The sequence below is a fragment of the Streptomyces sp. HUAS CB01 genome, from assembly GCF_030406905.1.
Lineage (GTDB): Bacteria > Actinomycetota > Actinomycetes > Streptomycetales > Streptomycetaceae > Streptomyces > Streptomyces chengbuensis.
This window is the reverse complement of the sequence record NZ_CP129137.1, coordinates 3,887,886-3,910,931: the sequence shown is the minus strand read 5'-3', so window position 1 is coordinate 3,910,931 and position 23,046 is coordinate 3,887,886. Positions and strand designations below refer to the sequence as shown.

The following is a 23,046-nucleotide window of genomic DNA, read 5'->3' as shown; positions in this document are numbered from 1 at the left end:
GGCAGGGCGCGCACCTCGCGGGCCCATCCGGACCGGAAGGCCGCGGCCCGGCCGGGGGACCGGCGCGGCGCGACCACATCATGACCGCTCACAGCGGAGGCTCCAACCGCGCTGTCGCCCGCAGGATCCCCGGAGCGAACCGGGACAGCACCCGGGCACCACGGGCCTCCGGCGTCACCGGCACCACCGCCTGGTTGTCCAGGACGGCACGGAGGATCACCGTTGCCACCTTCTCCGGCGGGTAGTTGCGCATCCCGTAGAGCTTCGAGCTCCTCGTCCGCCGACGCTTCTCCTCCTCCTCGGAGACGCCGGCGAAGTGCGCCGTGGCGGTGATGTTCGTGTTCACGATGCCGGGGCAGACCGCCGAGACGCCGATGCCGCGGCCCGCCAGCTCGGCGCGCAGACACTCGCTCAGCATCAGGACGGCGGCTTTCGAGGTCGCGTACGCGGGCAGGGCCCTGGAGGGCTGATAGGCGGCCGCCGAGGCCGTGTTCACGATGTGGCCGCCCTGGCCGCGCTCGGCCATCTGCCTGCCGAAGAGGCGGCAGCCGTGGATGACGCCCCACAGATTGACGTCGAGGACCTTGCGCCAGTCGTCGGCCGTGGTGTCGAGGAACGAGCCGGAGAGACCGATCCCCGCGTTGTTGACCAGCACGTCCACGACGCCGTACTCGCCCGCCACCTTCTCGGCGAGCTTCTCCATCGCGGCCTCGTCGGCGACGTCGGCCGTCTCGCCCCAGGCCTCCGGCGCTCCGACCAGCCGGGCCATCTCGGCCGTCCTGGTGGCGCCTTCGCCGTCACGGTCCACCGCGACCACGCGAGCCCCGGCCTCGGCGAAGGCGAACGCCGTCGCGCGGCCGATGCCGCTGGCCGCGCCCGTCACCAGCACCAACTGCCCGCCGAAGCGCTCGGCGTACCGCCCCGGAGCCCCGGTCGCGGGCGCCGGCAGGGAGGCACCCGAACCGCCCCCCTCCTCGTGGGCGGTCACGAACTCGGTGATCCAGCCGGCCAGTCGGTCGGGACGGGTGCGGGGCACCCAGTGCTTGGCCGGCAGGGTGCGGCGCACGAGCCGTGGGGCCCACTCCGCGAGATCGTCGTAGAGCCGCTCGGACAGGAACGCGTCCCCGGTGGGGGTGATCAGCTGCACCGGCACATGGGCGTACGCGTCGGGGCGGGGGTGGAGCAGCCGGAAGCGGACGTTGTCCCGGTAGAGCCAGGCCCCGTGCGCCGCGTCCGAGGGCAGGGAGGCGGTCGGGTAGCCATCTCCCGGCACCTTCTCCACCCGCTCCAGGATCTTCGGCCACCGCCGGCCCAGCGGCCCCCGCCAGGCCAGTTCGGGCAGCACGGGTGTGTGCAGCATGTACACGTACCAGGACTTGGCGCCCTGGCCGAGGAGCTGGGCCACCCGGCGCGGGGTCGGCCGGGCCGTGCGCTTCCTGATCCAGTGGCCGAAGTGGTCGAGCGACGGCCCCGACACGGACGTGAAGGAGGCGATGCGCCCCTCGGTCCGTTTCACCGTCACGAACTCCCAGCCCTGCACCGAGCCCCAGTCGTGGCCCACCAGGTGCACCGGCCGGTCCGGACTGACCGCGTCCGCCACCGCCAGGAAGTCGTCCGTCAGCTTGCCCAGGGTGAAGCCGCCGCGCAGCGGCACCGGGGCCGTGGAGCGGCCGTGGCCCCGGACGTCGTACAGCACCACGTGGAAGCGCTCCGCCAGCCGGGACGCGACCTCGGACCACACTTCCTTGCTGTCCGGATAGCCGTGCACCAGCACGACCGTCGGCTGCCGCTCGTCCCCGAGCTCCGCCACGCACAGCTCGATCCCGCCCGTGCGCACCCGGCGCTCGCGCGCTCCCTCGATCCCCGTGCTCACGCCGCCTCCTCCTCGGCCCAGCGCCGCACGTGCGGCAGGTCGTCGTCCAGCCAGAACGCGCTCTGCTCCGGGTCCTTCGAGTCCGTGACCACCAGGATCTCCTCGAACTTCGCGCCCGTCCCGCGGAAGCCGAGGTGGGGTTCCACGGCCCACAGCCCCGGCTGCGGCGGATGGTCGGAGAAACGGTGGGGTGACCACAGGGGCGACCAGCCCTCCCGGTGACCGTGCAGCGCGTCGCTCGCCAGGCCCTTCAGCGACTGCGTGCCGAACCCGAACAGCGTCGGCGACCAGCGCCGCTGTCGGACCCGGTCGACCTTGTGGGCGATGACGCCGAACGGATAGGCGCGGTGCCGGTTGGCGTACCCCTGCCGCACCATGAGCCGGTCCACGTCCTGGTAGATCTCCCGGAGGGAGCGCCGCTCGCGCACCTCGCGCAGGATGAGCTCCCGGTGCGCCCGGAGGTCCGCGAGCAGCCGGTCGTGCAGCGGGTGGGGGCCGAGGCAGCCCGAATAGCCGATGTCGGCCGTGAACCCCTTGAGGACCGGTGCCATGTCGAGGATGAAGGGCATGCCCGCCTCCAGCCTCCGGTCGGTCGGGAAGAACTGCAGCGGAATCCGGAAGCCCGCGAACGCGGTCCGGTCGCCGAACCAGGCGAAGGGCAGGTGGAACCAGTCCCGCACCCCGCGCTCCTGCAGCCAGCGGCGCTGCATCCGCGCCGCCTCCCGCTCGGTCACCCCGGGCTTCAGCTGGGCGGCGACCGCCTCGGCGCACTCGTACGCCAGGCGCTGCACTTCCCGGAACCCCCGCAGCTCCGCGGTTCGTTCGCTCATCACTGCCGAGGTCATGCCACCGTCCCGTCCGGATCCGACGCGTTGCGTCCGTGTGCGTGTGCGGTACGTGCTCGTAACTTGACACTGATGAATGTGACAATGTCCGGCGGCTGCGTCAAGGGCCCTGCGCAAGCCTGTGGACAACCGCCGGGGCCCCGGGGTCGTCTCCTCCTCCCGGCGTCGCCCCCTACGGGTCCGTACGCCTGGAGTCGGATGCGGAACCAGCCGCCAGGGTTGACGCCGGGTGTGGTGTGCACCACTACCGTCGAACCGTGACTGTGATCGTGACCGAAAGCCTGAGCAAGCGGTTCCCCCGGGTGACCGCGCTTGACCGGCTCTCCCTGGACATCGGGCCCGGTGTGACCGGACTCGTGGGCGCCAACGGGGCCGGCAAGTCCACGCTGATCAAGATCCTGCTGGGTCTTTCCCCCGCCACGGAGGGCCGCGCCGAGGTGCTCGGCCTCGACGTCGCCACCTCCGGCGCCGCCATCCGCGAGCGTGTCGGCTACATGCCCGAGCACGACTGCCTGCCGCCGGACGTCTCGGCCACCGAGTTCGTCGTCCACATGGCGCGCATGTCCGGGCTCCCGCCGACCGCGGCGCGCGAGCGCACCGCGGACACCCTGCGCCATGTCGGCCTCTACGAGGAGCGGTACCGCCCCATCGGCGGCTACTCGACCGGCATGAAGCAGCGCGTGAAGCTCGCCCAGGCCCTGGTCCACGACCCGCAGCTGGTGCTGCTGGACGAGCCGACCAACGGCCTCGACCCGGTCGGCCGGGACGAGATGCTCGGCCTCATCCGCCGCGTCCACACCGACTTCGGCATCTCGGTCCTGGTCACCTCGCACCTCCTGGGCGAGCTCGAGCGCACCTGCGACCACGTCGTGGTCGTCGACGGCGGCAGGCTGCTGCGCTCCAGCTCCACCAGCGACTTCACCAAGATCACCACGACCCTCGCGGTCGAGGTCACCGACTCCGACACCCACCCCGACGGGACGGCGGCGCTGCGCGAGGCGCTCGCCGCCGCCGGGGTCGCCCTGCACGCCGAGGTCGAGGACGGACTGCCGGGCGCCGGCCACATCCTCCTGCTGGAGGCCACCGGCGAGGAGACGTACGACACCGTCCGGGACACCGTCGCCGCCCTCGGCCTCGGACTCGTACGGATGGAACAGCGCCGCCACCACATCGCGGAGGTCTTCCGCCCCGACGCGGCGGCCCAGCCCATGGAGGTGCCGGCGCGATGAGCAACGGGACGACCCGCACGGGGACGGCGCTCACCGAGACCACCCGTATCCACAACATCGGGTACCGCAACTACGACGGCGCACGGCTCGGCCGCGCCTACGCCCGCCGCTCGCTCTTCGCGCAGTCGCTGCGCGGGGCGTACGGACTCGGCCGCTCCGCCCGGTCGAAGGTGCTGCCGATGATCCTCTTCGCGGTGATGTGCGTGCCCGCGGCGATCGTGGTCGCCGTGGCGGTGACCACCAAGATGAAGGACCTGCCGCTCGACTACACCCGCTACGCGATCGTCACGCAGGCGGTGATCGGACTCTTCCTCGCGGCGCAGGCCCCGCAGTCCGTCTCGCGCGACCTGCGCTTCAAGACCGTGCCGCTGTACTTCTCGCGGCCCATCGAGCGCGTGGACTACGTCCTCGCCAAGTTCGGCGCGATGGCCTCGGCGCTCTTCGTCCTGACCGCCGCCCCGCTCCTGATCCTCTGGATCGGCTCGCTGCTGGCGAAGATGGACTTCGCCGACCAGACGAAGGGCTTCGCACAGGGACTGGTCTCCGTGGCACTCCTCTCGCTCCTCTTCGGCGGTCTCGGTCTCGTCATGGCCGCACTCACGCCGCGCCGCGGGTTCGGGGTCGCGGCGGTCATCGCCACCCTGACCATCACCTACGGTGCGGTCTCCACGGTCCAGGCCATCGCGTACGAGACCGGGTCCGAGGGCGCCGTGGAGTGGCTGGGCCTCTTCTCGCCCGTCACCCTCATCGACGGTGTGCAGACCGCCTTCCTCGGCGCGTCCTCCTCCTTCCCCGGCGGGCAGGGGCCCGGCACGGGCGCCGGAGTGGTCTATCTGCTGGCCGTCCTCGCGCTCATCGCCGGTTCGTACGGCGTCCTGATGCGCCGCTACCGAAAGGTCGGGCTCTGACCATGAGCACTGTCCACATCGACCACGCCTCGCGCTGGTTCGGCAACGTGGTGGCCGTCAACGACGTGACGATGACCATCGGGCCCGGCGTCACCGGACTCCTCGGCCCCAACGGAGCCGGCAAGTCCACGCTCATCAACATGATGGGCGGCTTCCTCGCCCCCTCGACGGGCACCGTCACCCTCGACGGAGAAACGATCTGGCGCAACGAGTCGGTCTACCGGCAGATCGGCGTCGTGCCCGAGCGGGAGGCGATGTACGACTTCCTCACGGGGCGGGAGTTCGTCCTCGCCAACGCCGAACTGCACGGGCTCGGCGCCAAGGAGGCCCAGCGCGCCCTGGCCACGGTGGAGATGGAGCCCGCGCAGGACCGCAAGATCGCCACGTACAGCAAGGGCATGCGCCAGCGGGTCAAGATGGCGTCCGCCCTGGTGCACGAGCCGAGCGTGCTGCTCCTCGACGAGCCGTTCAACGGAATGGACCCGCGCCAGCGCATGCAGCTCATGGACCTGCTCCGGCGCATGGGTGGCGAGGGACGCACGGTCCTGTTCTCCTCGCACATCCTCGAGGAGGTCGAGCAACTCGCCTCCCACATCGAGGTGATCGTCGCGGGACGGCACGCCGCGAGCGGCGACTTCCGCAGGATCCGGCGGCTGATGACGGACCGGCCGCACCGCTATCTGGTGCGTTCCAGCGACGACCGCGCGCTCGCCGCCGCGCTGATCGCGGACCCGTCCACCGCCGGCATCGAGGTGGACGTCCAGGAGGGCGCGTTGCGCATCCAGGCGGTCGACTTCGGGCGCTTCACCGAGCTCCTGCCGAAGGTGGCCCGTGAGCACTCCATCCGGCTGCTCACGGTCTCGCCCTCCGACGAGTCCCTCGAATCGGTCTTCTCCTACCTCGTAGCGGCCTGAAAGGAGCCAACGACATGTACAACCCGACAGTCGCCCGGCTCACCTACCGGGCCCTCCTCGGCCGGCGCCGTGCGGCGATCCTCTTCGTCCTCCCCGCCCTGCTGCTGCTCATCGCCGCGGCCGTGAGGGCGTTCAACGGCGTCGACGACCAGGTCGCCTCCGACGTGCTGGGCGGCTTCGCCCTCGCCACGATGGTGCCGCTGATCGGCGTGATCGCCGGAACGGGGGCGATCGGGCCCGAGATCGACGACGGCTCGATCGTCTATCTGCTGGCCAAGCCGGTGAAGCGGCCGACGATCATCGTCACCAAGCTGATCGTGGCGATCGCCGTGACCATGGTGTTCTCCGCGGTCCCCACGTTCGTCGCGGGATACATCCTCAACGGCAACGGACAGCAGATCGCGGTCGCCTACACGGTCGCGGCGCTGGTCGCGTCGATCGCGTACGCCGCGCTGTTCCTGCTGCTCGGCACGGTCAGCCGGCACGCGGTCGTGATCGGCCTGGTCTACGCGCTGGTGTGGGAGACGCTCTTCGGCAGCCTGGTGTCCGGGGCGCGGACGCTCAGCGTGCAGCAGTGGTCGCTGGCCCTGGCCGAACGGATCGGCGGCGAGGGGATGATCACCTCCGACGTGGGGCTGCCGCTCGCGGTGGCGCTGCTCGTCGGGGTCACGCTGCTGGCGACGGGGTACGCCGGGCAGAAGCTGAGGACGCTGACGCTCGCCGGCGAGGAGTAGGCGCGTCACAGGCAGAGCGCCCCCGGGATTTTCCCCGGGGGCGTTTCCGTCCTCACACGGTCCTGACGGGGCGGCGGGGAGACTGGGGGCGAGGAGGAGCCGCCATGCCGGAGGAGCCGAACCTTCCCCCGGGCGCGGATGCGGGGCCGGACCGGGACGAGCGCGGCCCGGCGCCGGACCCGGCGTCCGGAGCGCCCGGCCCGGACCGCGCAGGCCACGGGGACGGCCCGCCGCGCGGGGACGCCGCCCGCCGCAGCACGGGCGGCCGCCCCGGGGGCGAAGCCCGGGCCGCCGGTTCTGCTTCTGCTTCCGCTTCTGCTTCCGCTTCCGCTTCCGGCGAGGGTGGGCACGAAGGCGCCTGGGACGAGGCCGTTCTCGACGAGGACTTCGTGCGCGCCGCCGAGACCGCCGAGCCGTCGGCCCGCGCGCGGATGCTCGCCGCCCGGTGGCGCGGATCCGCACCCGAGCCACAGCCGTGGCGCTCGGACGAGCCGCCGGCGGGCTGGTTCTGGAGCCGTGCGCGCGCACGGCGCCGCCGCCGGCGCTGGTGGCGCAGGTCCTGACAATCCGCGCGGAACGCCTCGCACAGAAATCCGGTGGCACGTGTACGCCCGGACCGGGCAGAGTGGTCGATGTCGCCGCCGGATGTGCGGCGGGGCCGCAGGGTCACGACATCAGAGACCGGGGAGGGGCGCGGCGATGACCGAGAGTACGAGTCCGTCGAGCTCCCAGCAGGGCAGCGCACGGCAGGCTTCGGAGTAATCATCGGACTCCGTCGAGCCGTCGGCACACTGCCCGGGCGGCCGCTTCGAGCGCGCATTCGCGCGGGCCGCCCTCCCGGAGGATTGGCCGAGTGGTAAGGCACCGGCTTGCTAAGCCGTGGTCGGGGTCGACCCCCGCGCGCGTTCGATCCGCGCATCCTCCGCAATGTGCACGACACCGCAGTGCACGACATCGGCACTGCACGACACCGCAGTGCACGACCCGTGCTGTGTAAGGCCTACGGCGTGAGCCGCGCCGCCGGGCGGTGCCGCGGGCTCGGCGGCCTGGCGCCCGGCGCGGTGCCGCGCGGGCGGGCACGTCCCGGGTCGCCGGCGGCGCGGCGTTCGCGCGGGTCGCACACCGTACCCGGGGACGTCAGCGCCGGCGCCCCAGCAGTTCCTCCAGTACCAGCGCGATGCCGTCGTGCTCGTTCGACGCCGTGATCTCGTGCGCCACGGCCTTCAGTTCGTCGTGGGCGTTGGCCATCGCCACGCCGTGGACGGCCCAGCCGAACATGGGGATGTCGTTCGGCATGTCGCCGAAGGCGATCGTCTGGGTGGACTTCACCCCCAGCCGACGAGCGGCCAGGGAGAGGCCGGTGGCCTTGCTCAGGCCGAGGGGGAGGATCTCGACGATGCGCTCGCCGGCCATCACCACGTCGACCAGACCGCCGACCGTCGACCGCGCGATGCGGGTCAGCTCGTCGTCGTCGAGGGACGGGTGCTGGATGTAGAGCTTGTTCAGCGGAGCCGCCCACAGCTCGGCCGGGTCGTCGAAGACCACGACCGGGAGCGGACCGTCGTGGACCCGGTAGTCGGGGCTGACGACGACCTTCCCGTCCAGGCCGTCGCGGCTCGCCGCCAGCGCGAGCGGGCCGACCTCCGCCTCCAGCTTGGCGAGGGCGAGACCGGCCAGCTGGCGGTCCAGGGTGACCGAGGTGAGCAGCTTGTTCTCGCCCGCGTGGTACACCTGCGCGCCCTGCCCGCAGACCGCGAGCCCCTGGTAGCCCAGGTCGTCGAGGATGTGCCGGGTCCACGGGACGGACCGCCCGGTGACGACGATGTGGGCGGCGCCCGCCGCCGTGGCGGCGGCGAGCGCGTCGCGCGTGCGCTGCGAGACCGTCTCGTCGGAGCGCAGCAGGGTCCCGTCGAGATCCGTGGCGATCAGGCGGTACGGAAAGCTCACTTGGCGACCGGCTCCAGGACGTCCCGGCCGCCGAGGTAGGGCCGCAGGACCTCCGGCACCCGCACCGACCCGTCGGCCAGCTGGTGGTTCTCCAGGATCGCGACGATCGTGCGCGGCACGGCGCACAGCGTGCCGTTCAGCGTCGCGAGCGGCTTGACCTGCTTGCCGTCGCGCATGCGCACCGACAGCCGGCGGGCCTGGAAGCCGTCGCAGTTCGACGCCGACGTGAGCTCGCGGTACTTGCCCTGGGTCGGGATCCACGCCTCGCAGTCGTACTTGCGGGACGCCGAGGCACCCAGGTCGCCGCTGGCCACGTCGATCACCTGGAACGGCAGCTCCAGGCCGGTCAGCCACTGCTTCTCCCACTCCAGGAGCCGCTTGTGCTCGTTCTCGGCGTCGTCCGGGTGGACGTACGAGAACATCTCGACCTTGTCGAACTGGTGGACGCGGAAGATGCCGCGCGTGTCCTTGCCGTACGTGCCGGCCTCGCGGCGGAAGCACGGCGAGAAGCCGGCGTACCGCAGCGGCAGCTTGCCCGCGTCGAGGATCTCGTCCATGTGGTACGCCGCGAGGGGGACCTCGGACGTGCCGACGAGATAGAAGTCGTCCTTCTCCAGGTGGTAGACGTTCTCCGCGGCCTGGCCGAGGAAGCCCGTGCCCTCCATGGCGCGCGGGCGGACCAGCGCCGGGGTCAGCATCGGGGTGAAGCCCGCCTCGGTGGCCTGCGCCATGGCGGCGTTGACGAGGGCGAGCTCCAGCAGGGCGCCGACACCCGTCAGGTAGTAGAAGCGGGAGCCGGACACCTTCGCGCCGCGCTCGACGTCGATGGCGCCCAGCGCCTCGCCGAGCTCCAGGTGGTCCTTGGGCTCGAAGCCCTCGGCGCCGAAGTCGCGGACGGTGCCGTGCGTCTCCAGGACGACGAAGTCCTCCTCGCCGCCGACCGGGACGTCCGGGTGGATCAGGTTGCCCAGCCCGAGCAGCAGCCGGCGGGCCTCTTCCTCGGCCTCGTTCTGCTCGGCCTCGGCGGCCTTGACGTCGGACTTGAGCTGCTCGGCCTTCTTCAGCAGCTCGGCGCGCTCGTCCGGGGACGCCTTGGAGACGAGCTTGCCGAGCGACTTCTGCTCGGAACGGAGTTCGTCGAAGCGGACGCCGGACGACCTGCGCCGCTCATCGGCGGAGAGCAGGGCGTCGACGAGTTCGACGTCCTCTCCACGGGCGCGCTGGGAGGCGCGAACACGGTCGGGGTCCTCACGGAGCAGGCGAAGGTCAATCACCCCACCAGGCTACCGGTGCGTGCTCCCGGCACCCCAGTTGATATTGGTTGCGTGTCACTTTGACCGAATTGCCCGAATTAGGGAAAGGCGCGGTGAATCCCGGACGCAGTCCATGGGCGAGGCGGGGCGGTCGCCCAAAGGGGCGGGTGCCCCTTTTCTCGGCCTCGGGCCGTCGTGGGCCGTGGAACCCCGGGGCCGTTGTCCACAGGGGGGAGGGGTTCGCGGGGGTTATCCACAGGCTGTGGGAGTGGTCTGTGGATTACGGAATTGATCATTCCGAAAGTTGGCGGGCGGTCCGGGGATTGCGCCTCCAAACCTGGCTCACGCACTCGTTCGAGTGGGAATTCCTCGCACTTCTTCGCCCCGAAGAGTCGGTCAGGGGAATTGGGCTGACATGGGCTTTCGATGTGTGCTGTGGAGGCAACTGGGGTGAGTGAGGTGATTTGTCGACTATGTCGGTTTGTGTTGTCGACTTGTCCCCAGATCGAGAAGCAGCCCTGTGGATAACTCTGTGGGCAATGGAGAGCAGAAGGGGAGACCCGGTGGCGCCGGCGAAATGAACCCGCGGTTACGCGCGGCCGTCCTGACAGCGCGCCAGCCACTCCGCGGCGTCCACGAACTCCGCGTCCGAGGTCCCCGGACGCAGCGCGCGCCCGCCCCCAGCCGCCACCCCCGCCTGCGGGTAGGACCCGAGGAACCGCACCTTCGGGCAGATGCGCTTCAGCCCCATCAGCGCCTCCCCCACCCGCCGGTCCGAGATGTGTCCCTCGGCGTCGATCGCGAAGCAGTAGTTGCCGATGCCCGCCCCGGTGGGCCGCGACTGGAGCAGCATCAGGTTGACACCGCGCACCGCGAACTCCTGGAGGAGCTCCAGCAGGGCACCCGGGTGGTCGTCGCGCTGCCAGATGACCACCGACGTCTTGTCCGCACCGGTCGGGGCCGCGGGCCGCGCCGGACGGCCCACCAGCACGAAGCGCGTCTCCGCGTTCTGCGCGTCGTGGATCTCGGTGACCAGCGCCTCGAGCCCGTACGTCGCCGCCGCGAACTCCCCGGCGAAGGCCGCGTCGAAGCGTCCCTCCTGCACCAGCCGCGCCCCGTCCGCGTTCGACGCGGCCGACTCCCACACCGCGTCCGGCAGATGGGCCCGCAGCCAGTTCCGCACCTGCGGCTGCGCGACCGGGTGGCCGGTCACCGTCTTCACGTCCGACAGCTTCGTCCCCGGCCGCACCAGCAGCGCGAAGGTGATCGGCAGCAGCACCTCGCGGTAGATCATCAGCGGCTCGCCGGAGGCCAGCTCGTCGAGGGTCGCGGTGACGCCGCCCTCCACCGAGTTCTCGATCGGCACCAGCGCGGCCGCCGCCTCACCGTTGCGCACGGCGTCCAGGGCGGCCGGCACGGACACCATCGGGACGAGTTCGCGGGTGGCGGCCTCCGGGAGGGTGCGCAGGGCGGCCTCGGTGAAGGTGCCCTCGGGGCCGAGGTACGTGTAGCGCGTGGCGGACATACCCGTCACCCTAGTGCGCCCCGGACCCGTGCGGCTCGTCTCACGGCTCCAGCAGCCGGCGGCCGACGTACCCGCCCTCCTCCGCGCCGCCCGGGACGGCGAAGAGACCGCTCGCCTCGTGCCGGACGAACGCGGACAGCGCGTCTCCGCGGTCCAGCTTCCGCTGGACCGGTACGAAGCCCCGGAGCGGGTCGGCCTGCCAGCAGACGAAGAGCAGTCCCGCGTCGGGGGTGCCGTCCGCCGCCATGCCGTCGTGGTACGAGAACGGCCTGCGCAGCATCGCCGCGCCCGCGTTCTGCTCGGGGGCGGCGATCCGCGCGTGGGCGTTGGCCGGGATGACCAGGGAACCGTCCGGACCGGTCCGGTCCAGAGCGAGCTCGGTCGTCTCGCCGCCGCCGGTCAGCGGGGCGCCGTCGGACTTGCGGCGGCCGATCACCAGCTCCTGGTCCTTCAGGTTCAGCTTCTCCCAGTCGTCCAGCAGCATCCGGATGCGGCGGACCACGGCGTACGAGCCGCCCGCCATCCAGGCCGGCTGCTCCGGCGCGTCGGGTCCGGCGCCGGAGGCCGGTACGAACACCCGGCGGTCGAAGTCGGGCTCGGACGGCTTGGGGTTGCGGGTGCCGTCGATCTGGCCCATGAGGTTGCGGCTGGTCATCGGCTGGGCGGTGACGCCCGGCGAACGGTTGAAACCGTTCATCTGCCAGCGCATCCGCGCCGCCCCGCCCGCCACCTTGTGGACGGCGCGCAGCGCGTGGAAGGCGACCAGTGCGTCGTTGGCGCCGATCTGCACCCAGAGGTCGCCTTCCGAACGGCGCGGATCCAGCCGGTCGGCGGAGAACGCCGGCAGCGGGTCGAGCTGGACGGGGCGCTGCGCCGTCAGCCCCGTGCGGTCGAAGAAGGTCCGGCCGAAGCCGAAGGTGATCGTGAGGGAGGAAGGGCCGGCGTCCAGGGCGACGCCGGTGTCGTCGTCGGCCGGCTCGCCCGCCGTCAGCCGGGCCGCGGTGGCCGACCAGCGTCGCATCAGCGCGGCCGCCTCCCTGCGGCCCGCCCCGGGAGCCAGGTCGAAGGCGAGGAGATGGCCGTGGGACTGCATCGGTGTGGTGATGCCCGCCTGGTGCTCGCCGTGGAAGGGCTCGGCCGTGGAGCCGACGGTCGTCAGGGCGGTCGCCGGGTCGGCGGCGGTCACCGCGTACCCGGCCGCGCCGCCCGCCGCGCCGAGGGCGAGTCCTGTCGCCCCCGCGGCGCCGACCGTGCCGAGCAGCCTGCGCCGCGAGATCTCGTTGTCGCTCATGCCTTTACCACTGTGCCTCGGCGGCTGACCACGTCAGCCGATCCTCACGTTCTTCTCGACGGTCGTCTGGTCGATGTCCGACGTCCGTACGGTGATCCGGACCTGCCATTCGCCCGGCAGCGGGATCTGGATGTTGCTCGCGCTCCAGTGGCCGGCCGCGACGCGTTCCGGGACCAGCGGGAGCGGCCCGATCTTCTCCGCGGTCAGGGTGAAGGCCACCTTGACCTCGGGGGCGTCCAGGGGCTTCCTGTCCGGGCGCTCGGTCCACACGTGCAGCTCGTTGGCGCCCGAGCGTCCGGGGCTGATGGTCAGCCGGGCCGTGCCCTTGCCGTCAGCGCCACCGGTGTCGAAGGGCATCGTCACGTCCACGGGCTTGGACGGTACGGCCTCGGTGGCCCCGCCGCCCGCCCGGGCCGCCTGCTCCTCGGTCCGGCCGGGCTCGGTGGAGGTCAGAACCGTCGTCACGGCGAGCAGGACGACGGCGACGCCGGCCTCCGCGAGGACGGAGCGCCGGAGCCCGGTGCGCTCCGGGTCGGCGTCCCTGAGGCGCTTGCGGGCGGCCGCGGCCACCGCGGCGTCCTGCCGGGCGAGTTGGGCCGCGCGCACGGGGTCGTCGGACGGCGCCGGCTCGGCGGCACGGGGCTCCCCGGCCTCGGCGGCGTCCGCGGCCACGCCGCTCGTCTCCGCGTCCACCGCCGCGCCGGGCGTGGGCTCCGACAGCCGCGCCGTCCAGCGGCGCGAGATCCAGGCGACCCCGACGAGCATCCCGACCAGCCCGATCTTGACCAGCAGCAGCCGCCCGTAGGAGGTGCCGGTCAGGGCCGACCACGAGCCGACCTGCCGCCAGGACTGGTAGAGCCCGGTCGCGGCGAGGACGACGACGGACCAGAACGCCACCCGGGAGAAGCGGAGGACGGCTGCCCTGCCGAGGGAGGGCGCGCGGTGCAGCGCCACGAGCAACGTGGCCAGACCGCCCAGCCACGCGGCGACGGCCAGCAGGTGCAGCACGTCGACGGGCATCGCCACGCCCGCCTGGATACCGGCCGAGGCGTGTTCGGAGAGCGCCCAGGTGGCGGCGATCCCGGCGGCGACGACCGTGCCGCCGATGGCCAGACCGAAGGTCAGGTCCTGCTTCTCCTTCGCCGGGTCGCCGGCCGTTCCCGGGTCGTCCCCGGACGCGTCCGCACCCCCGTCGACTGCGTCCTCCCTGCCGCCCGGGCGGGGCGCGCCCTGTTCCGCGGCGCCCTCGGGTTCGGTCGCGCGCTTCGCGTACGCCCCGAACAGCACCGCGATGAACAGCGCCGCCGCCCCGAGCAGCAGCAGCCGTGACACGAGCGCGGCTCCGGTCTTGGTGGCGAGGACGGCCTGCAGCCCGGCGAGGTCGAAGGCGTCGCCCAGCTCGCCCGAGCCGGTGTAGGGATTGCGCAGCAGCAGCATCGCGAGGGTGGCCGCGGTGAGCGTCACCCAGCCGCCCACCACGATCCGCTGCACCGGCCGGACGCTCGCCCCGCGCGGCCAGCAGGCCAGCACGAACGCGGCACCGCCGACCAGGACGGTGAACCCCGTGTACGCCGCGTACCGCGCGATGCCGTAGAGCGCGCCCACGAGCCCGCCGCCCGCCTCCTGCTTCGGCAGCTCCACGGCGGTCTTCGAGGGCGCGCCGACCGAGAAGGTGAACGCGCCGGCGATGGGGTGGCTGTCGGCGGAGACCGCCTGCCAGGCGACGGTGTAGGTGCCGTCCGGCAGGCCGGAGTGCAGGTCCACCCCGTATCTGACGACGTCCCCGGCGCCGAGGTTCTTCAGCCTGCCGGTGTCGACGCGCTTGCTCTTGGGGTCGAGGACGCGGATCGAGTCGTTCCCCAGGGCGACCTGCTCGGAGAAGGTGAGCGTGACGTCCTTGGGGGCGACGGCCAGCACCGCCCCGTCCTTCGGGTTGCTCCCGGTCAGGGCGGCGTGCGCGTTCGCCGTGCCCGTGAGCACGGTGCCGAGCAGCGCCGCGGTGATCAGCAGCAGCCGCAGGAGAGTCGCCGTGCCGAGGCGCGGGGCGGTGGTGGTCATGGTGTCTCGTCAGTCCCTCGAATGGCCGAGAGCCTCTTCACGGGGCTCAGTGCTGCTTCGGGTTGTGGGTCCGCTCCTCGACGGGGAGCTCGACCCTGATCGGTTCCGACTTCTCGAAGTGCAGCTCGACGTCGATCCTCTCGCCCTGTTCCGGCTGCTTCTTGATGCCCATGAACATGAGGTGGTCGCCACCGCGTTCCAGCCTCAGCTCCCCGTTGGCGGGGACGTCGAGCGACGTCACCTGCCGCATCGTGCGGTCCTTCGTCTCGTGCATCTGGACGTCGTCCGAGAGGCTGCTGGTGACGGAGGTCAGCCTGTCCGCGGTGCCACCGGTGTTGGTGACGGTGAGGAAACCGCCCGCCGTGTCGCCGACGGGCTGCGGCATGAACGCCCCGCCGACCTTGAGCTCGGGCACGGACGAGGAACAGCCCGCGAGCCCCAGTCCGGCGGAGAGGGCCAGGGCGGCGGCGAGGGCGGTCGCCGTGCGGCGGGTCACGGGTTCTCCCCCTTGATGATCCTGGGGAGGTCCTTGGTGAAGTCCTCGGGCGTGGTGTCCTCGCCGTACAGGACGTAGCCCCGGTCGGTCCTGGGGGAGAAGGCCACGACCTGCGTCCCGTGCATGGACACGGCCTTGCCGTTCTTGTCCTTCGTGGAGGGCTCGATGCCGATGCCCAGCTGGCGCGCCCCGGCCTGGATGGTCGGGAAGTCGCCGGTGAGCCCGACGAAGGAGGGATCGCCCGCGGCGGGGAGCCACTTGGCCAGTTCGGCCGCGGTGTCCCGCTCGGGGTCGGTGGTGACGAAGACGACCTGGAGCTTGTCCTGGTCCGCCTTCGGCAGCTGCTTCCTGGCGACGGCGATGTTGCTCATCGTCAGCGGGCAGACGTCGGGGCAGTGGGTGTAGCCGAAGTAGATCAGGGTCGGCTTGCCCTTGGTCCGCTCCCGGAGGTCGTACGGCTTGCCCGTGGTGTCCGTGAGGACGAGGTCGGGCTTCTCGAAGGGCCGGTCGAGGACGGTCGCGGCCTTGTCCCGCGGCTGGGCGGAGACCTCGGCGACGGAGCCGTCCGCGTTGTCCGAGCCTCCGTCGGGGCCGCAGGCGGAAAGGGAGAGTACGGCCGCCACCGCCAGGGCGGCGGCCGTCACGAGCTTGTTGCGCATGGAGATGTGTCCCGGATGTGATGGATGTGCGTCTGTCAGGCGGTACGACGGCGGCCGGCCAGCACACCGAAGGCCACGCCCGCGGCACCCACGAGGATGCCGACCACGGCGAGGACCCGGGCCGTGGTGTCCGTGGGGCTCGCGGTGCTCTCGCTCTCGCCGTCCGCGTGGTCCGCGGCATGGGCCGCGTTCTTGTCGTCCGCCCCGTTCTTGTCGGCGCCGCCGCCGTGGTGGTCGCCGGTCGCCGCGGACAGGGCGAGCACGGGCGCCGGGTGCTCCGGCTCGGCCGCGCCCTCCCGCGGCTCCTCGATCCAGCGCACGACCTCCTTGTTGTCGTACGTCTGGAGCGCCTTGAAGACGAGCTTGTCGGCGTCCTCGGGCAACTGTCCGAGGGACACGGGGAACTGCTGGAACTCACCGGGGCCGATCCTGCCGCCGGCCGCGGTCCAGGTGATCTTCGAGACGGCCTCGGTGATCTGCTTGCCGTGCACGCTCAGCGGCTTGGCCAGCTTGGTCTTGGTGACCTCGGCCTTCCAGCCCGGGACGGGCTGCGGCATCACCGACGAGAGCGGGTGGTCGGCCGGGACGGTGACCTCGAGCTTCACCGTCGCGGCGTTGTCCCGCTCGTTCGGGACCTTGAAGTTGACCGTGGCGTAGCCGCCCTTCGCGGCCTCGCCCTGGGGCTGGACGCTGACGTGCGCGACGGCGGGGCCGCACAGCAGCAGCACGGAGGTGGCGGCGACGCCGCCGGCGACGGCGAGACGAGAGGACTTGTTCATGGCAGAGACACTCCACGTGAGCAGAAAGGTGATCGGTCCGCGCGCGGGTGCGCGGGAGGGCCGCGGCACCGATCACCCGGGACACCCGCTGCGGGGTACGTCGTCGAGTGGCGCCGCGTTCAGGCTGCGAGGACGCAGTCTGCGAGGACCCGGTGCGCGGGCGGACCGCGCCTGATCACGGTGTGCTGGAGTGCGGCCGCCGGGGGCGGCGCGGAGTCGACGGGACGCGACCCGACGGGCCCGGGGCCGGCGTCCGGTGTCGACGGCAGCCCGGCGAGCAGTTCGCGTACGAGGACGAGGGCGGCCCGCAGCGCGCGCACGAGCGCGCCGTCGGCCACCATCTCGCCGGCGCCCTGGGCGCCCTGGGCGGAGAGTTCGGCCAGCCGGAACAGCGCGAGGTCGCCCCGGCGCAGCAGCCAGCCCGTGACGAGGGCCGCCAGCAGATGGCCGAGCACCATGGGCAGGCTCGGCAGGGCCCCGGCGGACCCGAGCGCGGCGTTCGGCACGGCCGCGGCGTGCCCGGCGTGGGCGGTCTGCGCCGCGGTCGCCGGGTCGATGCCCGCGCCGGCGACGATCCGGTGGGCGTCGGCCGGGCTCAGCGCGTTGCCGCCGGCCCCGCAGACGAGCTTGGCCGCCATCCGGATCAGGGCGTCGTCGGCGCTCGGTGACACGGTGAGCCGGCGCTGGCCGAGGCCGAAGAGGGTGTGGAGGCCGAGCTGCCCGCCGGCCAGGGCGGCGACGACCGCGGGGAGCGAGCGGGTGCGGCCGGCGAACGGCGCCACGACCGCGAACACTCCCAGGAAACCGGCGAGGAGCGTCCACCAGGGGACGGCCGCGCAGGCCGCCAGCACATGCCCCAGCGCGGACAGCACGACGCAGACCGCGGCGAACACCGCGGCCCTCAGCAGCCGGGGTCCGGCCGCGGCAGACGCGTCGCCGGGCGCGACCGGCGGATGGGCAGACATGGCCGGGACATCATCGCACTGCGCCCTCCGGACCCGAGCGGCAGGTCCGGAAGGTCACGTTTGGGGCCCACTCGCCCGCCTGGCGTGGGCATACACCGGCATGGCCGATCGACGCATCCGCCGAATGAGGGCAATCACGTCAACTCCGCGCTTACGCATGCGATGGCGCGGCAATACGTAACGGTATGTCGAGCCGCAGCCAGGAGGCTGGAGCATGAGCATCTGGTGGTCTCTCCATTTGCGGCGCGAGGCTGCGAGCGTGCCGCTCGCTCGACGTCTTCTGCTCGGTGCCATGGAGACCGCGGGCGTCGATCCCGACATCTCCTTCGATCTCTCCGTCGCGCTGAGCGAGGCGTGCGCGAACGCCGTCGAGCACGGCGGGTCCGGCGCACCGGGGTCCTCGGCCGACGGTTACCGCGTGACGGCGTACCTGGACGGCGAGAAGTGCCGTATCGAAGTGGTGGACGGAGGGCCGGGTTTTCCGGACTGCGCCCATGTCACGGGTGCCGGGCCCGCCGCCGAGAGCGGCCGCGGACTCTGTCTCATCGAGCAGCTCGCCGACCACGTCCATCTGCGGAACAGGCCCGGCCGGGGCGCGGTGGTGAGCTTCGACAAGGTGCTGAAATGGCGGGACGGCGCCCTGCTCGGAGCGGTGTGAGCGAAGGCGCCGTCCTGCGTCGCGGGGTCCGTCCGTGCGGGCCGGCGCGGCCCGCAGGGACGCGGTACGGGATCAGCCCTTGAGCCGGGCCATCCACGCCTCGATCTCGTCGGCCTGGCGCGGCAGCGCCGCCGAGAGGTTCCGGTTGCCGTCCTCCGTGACGAGGATGTCGTCCTCGATCCGGACGCCGATGCCGCGGTACTCCTCGGGCACGGTCAGGTCGTCGGCCTGGAAGTACAGACCGGGCTCCACGGTCAGGCACATTCCGGGCTCCAGCGTGCCGGCCACGTAGGTCTCGCGGCGGGCGGCCGCGCAGTCGTGGACGTCCATCCCGAGCATGTGGCCGGTGCCGTGCAGCGTCCAGCGGCGCTGGAGACCGAGCTCGAGCACCTTCTCGACGTCGAGGTCGCCGAGCAGACCCCACTCCACGAGCCGGGTGGCCAGGACCCGCTGGGCCGCGTCGTGGAAGTCGCGGTAGGGGGCGCCGGGCTTCACCGCGGCGATACCGGCCTCCTGGGCCTCGTACACGGCGTCGTAGATCCTGCGCTGCAGCTCGGTGAAGCGGCCGTTGATCGGCAGGGTGCGGGTCACGTCGGCGGTGTAGAGCTCGGTGGTCTCCACACCGGCGTCCAGGAGGAGCAGCTCGCCGGAGCGGACCGCGCCGTCGTTGCGGACCCAGTGCAGGGTCGTGGCGTGCGGGCCGGCGGCGCAGATCGAGCCGTAGCCGACGTCGTTGCCGTCGACGCGGGCGCGCAGGAAGAACGTTCCCTCGATGTAGCGCTCGCTGGTGGCCTCGGCCCTGTCCAGGACCTTGACGACGTCCTCGAAGCCGCGGGCCGTCGCGTCGCAGGCCCGCTGCAGCTCGGCGATCTCGAACTCGTCCTTGACCAGACGGGCCTCGGAGAGGGAGACGCGCAGCTCCTCGTCGCGCTCGGCGGTGACCTTGTCGGTTAGGGCCGACTCGACGCCGGCGTCGTGGCCGCGGACGACGCGGACCGGGCCGGTCGCCTCACGCAGCTTCTGCGGAAGCTCGCGCACGTCCTCGGCCGCGATGCCCAGCAGCCGCCCCGCCTCGGCCAGCGAGTGACGGCGGCCGACCCACAGCTCGCCCTGGCCGTCGAGCCAGAACTCGCCGTTCTCCCGGTCGGAGCGCGGCAGGAGATGGACGGTCGCCTCGTGGCCGTCGGCGGTGGGCTCCAGCACCAGGACGCCGTCGTGGCTCTGGTCGCCGGTGAGGTAGGCGTACTCGGTGGAGGCGCGGAAGGCGTACTCCGTGTCGTTGGAGCGGGTCCTCAGGTTGCCGGCCGGGATCACGAGCCGCTCGCCCGGGAAACGGGCGGAGAGGGCGGCGCGGCGGCGCTCGGTGTGCGCGGCCTGCGCGATCGGCTCCAGGTCGTGCAGCTCGGTGTCGGCCCAGCCGGACTTCATGTTCTCCGCGAGCTCGTCGGAGACCTCCGGGTACAGGCCGTTCTTGCGCTGCTTGATCGGCTCCTCGGTCCCTTCCGCCTCGGCGGTGCGGTCGGACTCGTTCTCCGGGGTCTCCGGGGTGAGCTCCTCTGCCACGGGTCTGCCTCCTAGTCGGTACGACGCTGAACCCCCACCCATCGTACGGTCGTACCGCAGGAGTGCCGGAAGCCTTGCGGCCTCCGGCCCGCGTCACCGGAGCGTCACTCGAACCGGGCCGCCAGCATCACCACGTCCTCGCCGTCCTCCCCGGCGTCGAGCCCGCCGGGCAGCACCGCGCGCAGCACGTGGTCGGCGATGGCGCCCGGGTCGTGGCGCACGGCCTTGGGGACGCTCGCCGCGGCGGTGTGCAGCCGCGTGAAGGCCCGGTCCATCGGGTCGCCGGTGCGCCGGAGCAGACCGTCCGTGTAGAGCAGCACCGTTTCTCCGGGGGCGGGGGAGAACTCCACACTGGGCGCCTCCCAGCACGCGAGCATTCCCAGCGGCGCCGACAGCGAGGTCTCGACGAACTCGGTGCGGTGCTGTCCGACGATCAGCGGCGGGGTGTGCCCGGCGCCGGCCAGCACGATCCTGCTGCCGGTGCCCTCCGCGTGGGGTGCCGCCGCGGGCTCGCAGTAGGCGAACAGAGCGGTCGCCGAACGGGCCGGTTCGGTGAGCCGCAGCAGCAGCTCGAGATCGGACAGCACGGCGACGGGGTCCTCCCCCTCCATCACCGCGTACGCCCGCATACTGGCCCGCAGCCTGCCCATGGCGGCCAGCGCGCTCGGCCCCGAACCGGAGACCGAGCCCACGGCCAGCCCCAGCGCGCCCTCGGGCAGCGGCAGCGCGTCGTACCACTCGCCGCCGCCGCGCGGTCCGGTGAGATGGCGGGCCGCGAGCCGGACCCCGGGGATCCGCGGAAGCCTGCTGGGCAGCAGTTCGTCGGCGATGGTGGCCATCTGGCGGCGGGCCCGTTCCAGCTCCAGCAGCCGGGCCAGGTGCTCGGTGGCGTACCGCCCGTAGAGGCCGACGAGATGGCGCTGGCGGTCCACGGGTTCGGCGGGCTCGTCGTAGAACCAGACGGCGACGCCCAGCCTCCCGGCCTCCTCCGTCGCGAGCGGCAGGGCGTAGCTCGCGGCGTAGCCGAGGCGGGCGGCGACCTCGCGGTGGCGCGGGTCGAGTGCCTCGTCGTGGAAGAGGTCGGCCTGGGCGACGGGACCGGGGACGCCGGCGGTGCCGCCGTCGAGGATCCGGCCGTAGCCGGTGGCACCGCGGGGGACGGTCTCGATGTGGCCGAGGTCGGCGTGGGCGAGGCCGAGCCCGACGGTGGCGGCGGGGCCGCGGCCGTCGGCCGGTTCCAGGACGAGCATGCCGCGGCGGGCACCGACCAGGGCGGCGCCGGCGCGCAGGAGTTCGTCGAGTGCCTCGTCCAGCGTGCCCGTTCTGGCGAGCCGTTCGGTGAGCTCGTGGAGCGTGGTGAGGTCGGAGACCCAGCCGGCCAGCCGGTCCTGGATCACCGCGCCGGGCGCGGTGTCGGGGGCGAGCGGGGCGGCAGTGTGCGTGGGGGCCGGAACCGCTGAGTCGATTCCAGCCACTTTCGGCAGGTGAGGGGCGCTCATGACAGCCGGCCTTCCGGCTGGTGCGTTCTGCTCAATAGCATCGCAAACCCCCATGTCAATCTGCGCCGCTATCACTGCATCCACATCTACACGCACACAAAGGGGGATGTCCAGCATTGTCCTGGTGCTATCGCTGGTGTCCGTGGGGTTGCTAACTTGGCCAAAAAATGCCCCCCATGAACGCGATTTGCGGTCGACTAAGGGCGTTCGACATGGGGATCCCACCCAGGGTGAAGTCCGAGGCGAAGCCCGAGGGGGGAGTCATCCCGGGCGTGATGGGTACGTAAACGGTGATGGCCAGGGGCAGTTGGGACCGCCCCGGAACCTGGCGGGGAGCCCCGGCGTCTTAACCGCCGTGGGCCGCCGCCCCGTCCCGAGTGGCGGTACGAGTACAGCGGGAGAGCAAGCGCCATGCGCGCGCCACCCCTCGCCACGCGTTTAATGGACAGAGCCCATGGGATCGCCCGTGCCTACCGCATGGGGCGGCGAGACGCCGTCTTGTACGCGCAGTGAAGTGATGCACACATGGTGTGATGGACCTCGGCGTTCAACGGAAAGGAACGAGCGCTCATGCGCGAGATCCTCGGAAGGCGACGCAGGCTCCGGTTCTGGCGCAAGGGGAGGCCTGCTCCTCAACTCGATGCGGCCCTGACCTGCGCCACCGCGTGGAAATGGCCCGTGCTGCCCGGTGTGGGACTCAAGGCCGCCGGAGGGCGGACCGACCGCGGGCGCGGCTGCGCCTGCCCCGATCACGAGTGCGTCGTACCCGGCGCGCACCCCTTCGACCCCGGACTGCTGGCGGCGACCACCGACGAGCGGATGGTGCGCTGGTGGTGGACCCAGCGGCCCGCCGCCCCGATCGTGCTCGCCACGGGAGGCAGCGCTCCGTGCGCGGTGAGCCTGCCGGCGGTCGCCGGGGCCCGGGCGCTCGCCGCGCTCGACCGCATGGGGACGAGACTCGGCCCCGTCGTCGCCACGCCGACCCGGTGGTCCCTGCTCGTCGCCCCGTACTCGATGGAGCAACTGGGCGAACTGCTCCACGCCAAGGACCGGGTGCCGAGTTCGCTGCGTTTCCACGGCTCCGGCGGCTATCTGATGCTGCCGCCCTCGGAGACAGGCATGGGCCAGGTCCGCTGGGAGCGCGCCCCGCTCCCCGGCTCGGCCTCGCCCTGGCTGCCGGATGTGGAAGCGGTGGTCGACGCCCTCGTCGAGGCGAGCGTCAGCGGGCCGTCGGGCGTGACCCCTCCGGAGAGCGGGGAAGGCTCCCGTCTCGCCTACTGACGGCCGCGCCCTCGTACCGGCGGTTGTGCCGGGGGCCGGGTACCCCCTCGTCCGGGTAGGAGCCGGGTCCCCGTCCGCCCGGGGACCCGGGCGTCTCCGTACGCCGATGCCCTCGACCCCGGGAAGCGGCGCCGGGCCGGGCCGGCGAGCGCGTCGTCCGTGTCGCGGTGCGGCCGCTCGCCGCCTCGCCGTGCCGGAGTGCACCCATGCGAGGGCGGATGGCAAGAGGGCGAGGCGGTCGGCAAGTGTGGCCGGAATACATGCCCCGACGGGCCCGCCGCAGACGTCCGAACCGGATCGCGACGCCGCGGGTGGGCGACGCACAAGCGAACGCCGCGCCCCCGGAATGACCTCACCGCACGCCATCGGCGCACCCACCGCGTCCTCGCCGGCGGTCCGGAGGCCTGGGCGCGAACGCACTTCCGCAACGCGCCGGGCACGGGCGATGTCCCCGCCGAGTCCGACGAGGCCCGGCGGAAGGGTCGTACGGACGCAATGCGCGGCCGTTCCGCAAGAAGGGCCCGCGGTCCGCGAAACAGCGCGTGAGAAGGCCCCGTGGTGAAGCGCGG

General features: G+C 72.4%; 20 protein-coding genes and 1 tRNA gene. 8 read left to right on the top strand and 13 right to left on the bottom strand.

What is annotated here, in order from left to right; genetic code table 11:
• Nucleotides 1–88 precede the first annotated feature (88 nt).
• Complete coding sequence (locus tag QRN89_RS17335; protein WP_290350334.1) at nt 89–1,873, bottom strand: SDR family oxidoreductase; 1,785 nt, start codon at nt 1,871–1,873, stop codon at nt 89–91.
• Nucleotides 1,870–2,718, bottom strand: coding sequence for a M24 family metallopeptidase (locus tag QRN89_RS17330; protein WP_290350333.1), 849 nt, complete (start codon nt 2,716–2,718; stop codon nt 1,870–1,872). Before QRN89_RS17330 ends, QRN89_RS17335 begins: the two co-directional genes overlap by 4 nt.
• 263 nt (nt 2,719–2,981) lie before the next feature.
• On the opposite strand from QRN89_RS17330, the gene QRN89_RS17325 reads away from it, so the two are divergent.
• From QRN89_RS17325 to QRN89_RS17300, 6 genes are all read left to right on the top strand, one after another.
• Nucleotides 2,982–3,947 (top strand): ABC transporter ATP-binding protein, encoded by a 966-nt coding sequence (locus QRN89_RS17325; RefSeq protein ID WP_290353744.1) that lies wholly within the window; start codon nt 2,982–2,984, stop codon nt 3,945–3,947.
• A complete protein-coding gene (locus QRN89_RS17320; RefSeq protein ID WP_290350332.1) occupies nt 3,944–4,855 on the top strand; it encodes an ABC transporter permease in 912 nt (303 codons plus the stop codon). The genes QRN89_RS17325 and QRN89_RS17320 overlap by 4 nt, the downstream gene beginning before the upstream one ends.
• Before the next feature lie 2 nt (nt 4,856–4,857).
• The gene (locus tag QRN89_RS17315; protein WP_290350331.1) at nt 4,858–5,769 is read left to right on the top strand and encodes an ABC transporter ATP-binding protein; all 912 of its coding nucleotides are present in this window, start codon (nt 4,858–4,860) and stop codon (nt 5,767–5,769) included.
• Between the two features lie 14 nt (nt 5,770–5,783).
• Nucleotides 5,784–6,503, top strand: a complete 720-nt coding sequence (locus QRN89_RS17310; RefSeq protein ID WP_290350330.1) for an ABC transporter permease subunit — start codon at nt 5,784–5,786, stop codon at nt 6,501–6,503.
• A gap of 104 nt (nt 6,504–6,607) precedes the next feature.
• Nucleotides 6,608–7,066, top strand: a complete 459-nt coding sequence (locus QRN89_RS17305) for an SGM_3592 family protein (protein ID WP_290350329.1) — start codon at nt 6,608–6,610, stop codon at nt 7,064–7,066.
• A 276-nt stretch (nt 7,067–7,342) separates the two neighbouring features.
• A tRNA-Ser gene (locus tag QRN89_RS17300) sits at nt 7,343–7,428 on the top strand.
• A 212-nt stretch (nt 7,429–7,640) separates the two neighbouring features.
• Here the strand turns inward: QRN89_RS17300 and QRN89_RS17295 are convergent.
• The 9 genes from QRN89_RS17295 to QRN89_RS17255 all read right to left on the bottom strand — a co-directional run bounded on the left by QRN89_RS17295 (nt 7,641) and on the right by QRN89_RS17255 (nt 17,476).
• On the bottom strand, nt 7,641–8,450 hold the full coding sequence (locus tag QRN89_RS17295) for an HAD family hydrolase (protein ID WP_290350328.1): 810 nt from the start codon (nt 8,448–8,450) through the stop codon (nt 7,641–7,643).
• Nucleotides 8,447–9,724, bottom strand: coding sequence for a serine--tRNA ligase (serS, locus tag QRN89_RS17290; protein WP_290350327.1), 1,278 nt, complete (start codon nt 9,722–9,724; stop codon nt 8,447–8,449). The genes QRN89_RS17295 and serS overlap by 4 nt, the downstream gene beginning before the upstream one ends.
• Nucleotides 9,725–10,292: 568 nt before the next feature.
• Entirely contained in the window at nt 10,293–11,228 is a 936-nt protein-coding gene (pheA, locus tag QRN89_RS17285) for a prephenate dehydratase (protein WP_290350326.1), read from the bottom strand.
• Nucleotides 11,229–11,268: 40 nt separating this feature from the next.
• Complete coding sequence (gene efeB, locus QRN89_RS17280) at nt 11,269–12,519, bottom strand: iron uptake transporter deferrochelatase/peroxidase subunit (protein WP_290350325.1); 1,251 nt, start codon at nt 12,517–12,519, stop codon at nt 11,269–11,271.
• A 33-nt stretch (nt 12,520–12,552) separates the two neighbouring features.
• The gene (locus QRN89_RS17275; RefSeq protein ID WP_290350324.1) at nt 12,553–14,577 is read right to left on the bottom strand and encodes a copper resistance CopC/CopD family protein; all 2,025 of its coding nucleotides are present in this window, start codon (nt 14,575–14,577) and stop codon (nt 12,553–12,555) included.
• Between the two features lie 46 nt (nt 14,578–14,623).
• On the bottom strand, nt 14,624–15,073 hold the full coding sequence (locus QRN89_RS17270; protein ID WP_290350323.1) for a copper chaperone PCu(A)C: 450 nt from the start codon (nt 15,071–15,073) through the stop codon (nt 14,624–14,626).
• Nucleotides 15,070–15,732: an SCO family protein gene (locus QRN89_RS17265; protein ID WP_290350322.1), complete on the bottom strand. Its 663-nt coding sequence runs from the start codon at nt 15,730–15,732 to the stop codon at nt 15,070–15,072. Before QRN89_RS17265 ends, QRN89_RS17270 begins: the two co-directional genes overlap by 4 nt.
• Before the next feature lie 35 nt (nt 15,733–15,767).
• The gene (locus QRN89_RS17260) at nt 15,768–16,511 is read right to left on the bottom strand and encodes a YcnI family copper-binding membrane protein (RefSeq protein ID WP_290350321.1); all 744 of its coding nucleotides are present in this window, start codon (nt 16,509–16,511) and stop codon (nt 15,768–15,770) included.
• Between the two features lie 119 nt (nt 16,512–16,630).
• On the bottom strand, nt 16,631–17,476 hold the full coding sequence (locus tag QRN89_RS17255; RefSeq protein WP_290350320.1) for a hypothetical protein: 846 nt from the start codon (nt 17,474–17,476) through the stop codon (nt 16,631–16,633).
• Nucleotides 17,477–17,690: 214 nt separating this feature from the next.
• Here QRN89_RS17255 and QRN89_RS17250 point away from each other — a divergent pair, with 214 nt between their 5' ends.
• Nucleotides 17,691–18,134 (top strand): ATP-binding protein, encoded by a 444-nt coding sequence (locus tag QRN89_RS17250; RefSeq protein ID WP_290350319.1) that lies wholly within the window; start codon nt 17,691–17,693, stop codon nt 18,132–18,134.
• Between the two features lie 72 nt (nt 18,135–18,206).
• Here QRN89_RS17250 and QRN89_RS17245 read toward each other — a convergent pair whose 3' ends face one another.
• Together QRN89_RS17245 and QRN89_RS17240 are read right to left on the bottom strand one after the other, a co-directional pair.
• Nucleotides 18,207–19,697: an aminopeptidase P family protein gene (locus QRN89_RS17245; protein WP_290350318.1), complete on the bottom strand. Its 1,491-nt coding sequence runs from the start codon at nt 19,695–19,697 to the stop codon at nt 18,207–18,209.
• A 104-nt stretch (nt 19,698–19,801) separates the two neighbouring features.
• Nucleotides 19,802–21,313 (bottom strand): PP2C family protein-serine/threonine phosphatase, encoded by a 1,512-nt coding sequence (locus QRN89_RS17240; RefSeq protein ID WP_290350317.1) that lies wholly within the window; start codon nt 21,311–21,313, stop codon nt 19,802–19,804.
• Between the two features lie 453 nt (nt 21,314–21,766).
• Between QRN89_RS17240 and QRN89_RS17235 the strand changes: the two genes are divergently transcribed.
• Nucleotides 21,767–22,477 (top strand): bifunctional DNA primase/polymerase, encoded by a 711-nt coding sequence (locus QRN89_RS17235; protein WP_290350316.1) that lies wholly within the window; start codon nt 21,767–21,769, stop codon nt 22,475–22,477.
• The last annotated feature ends 569 nt before the right edge of the window (nt 22,478–23,046 follow it).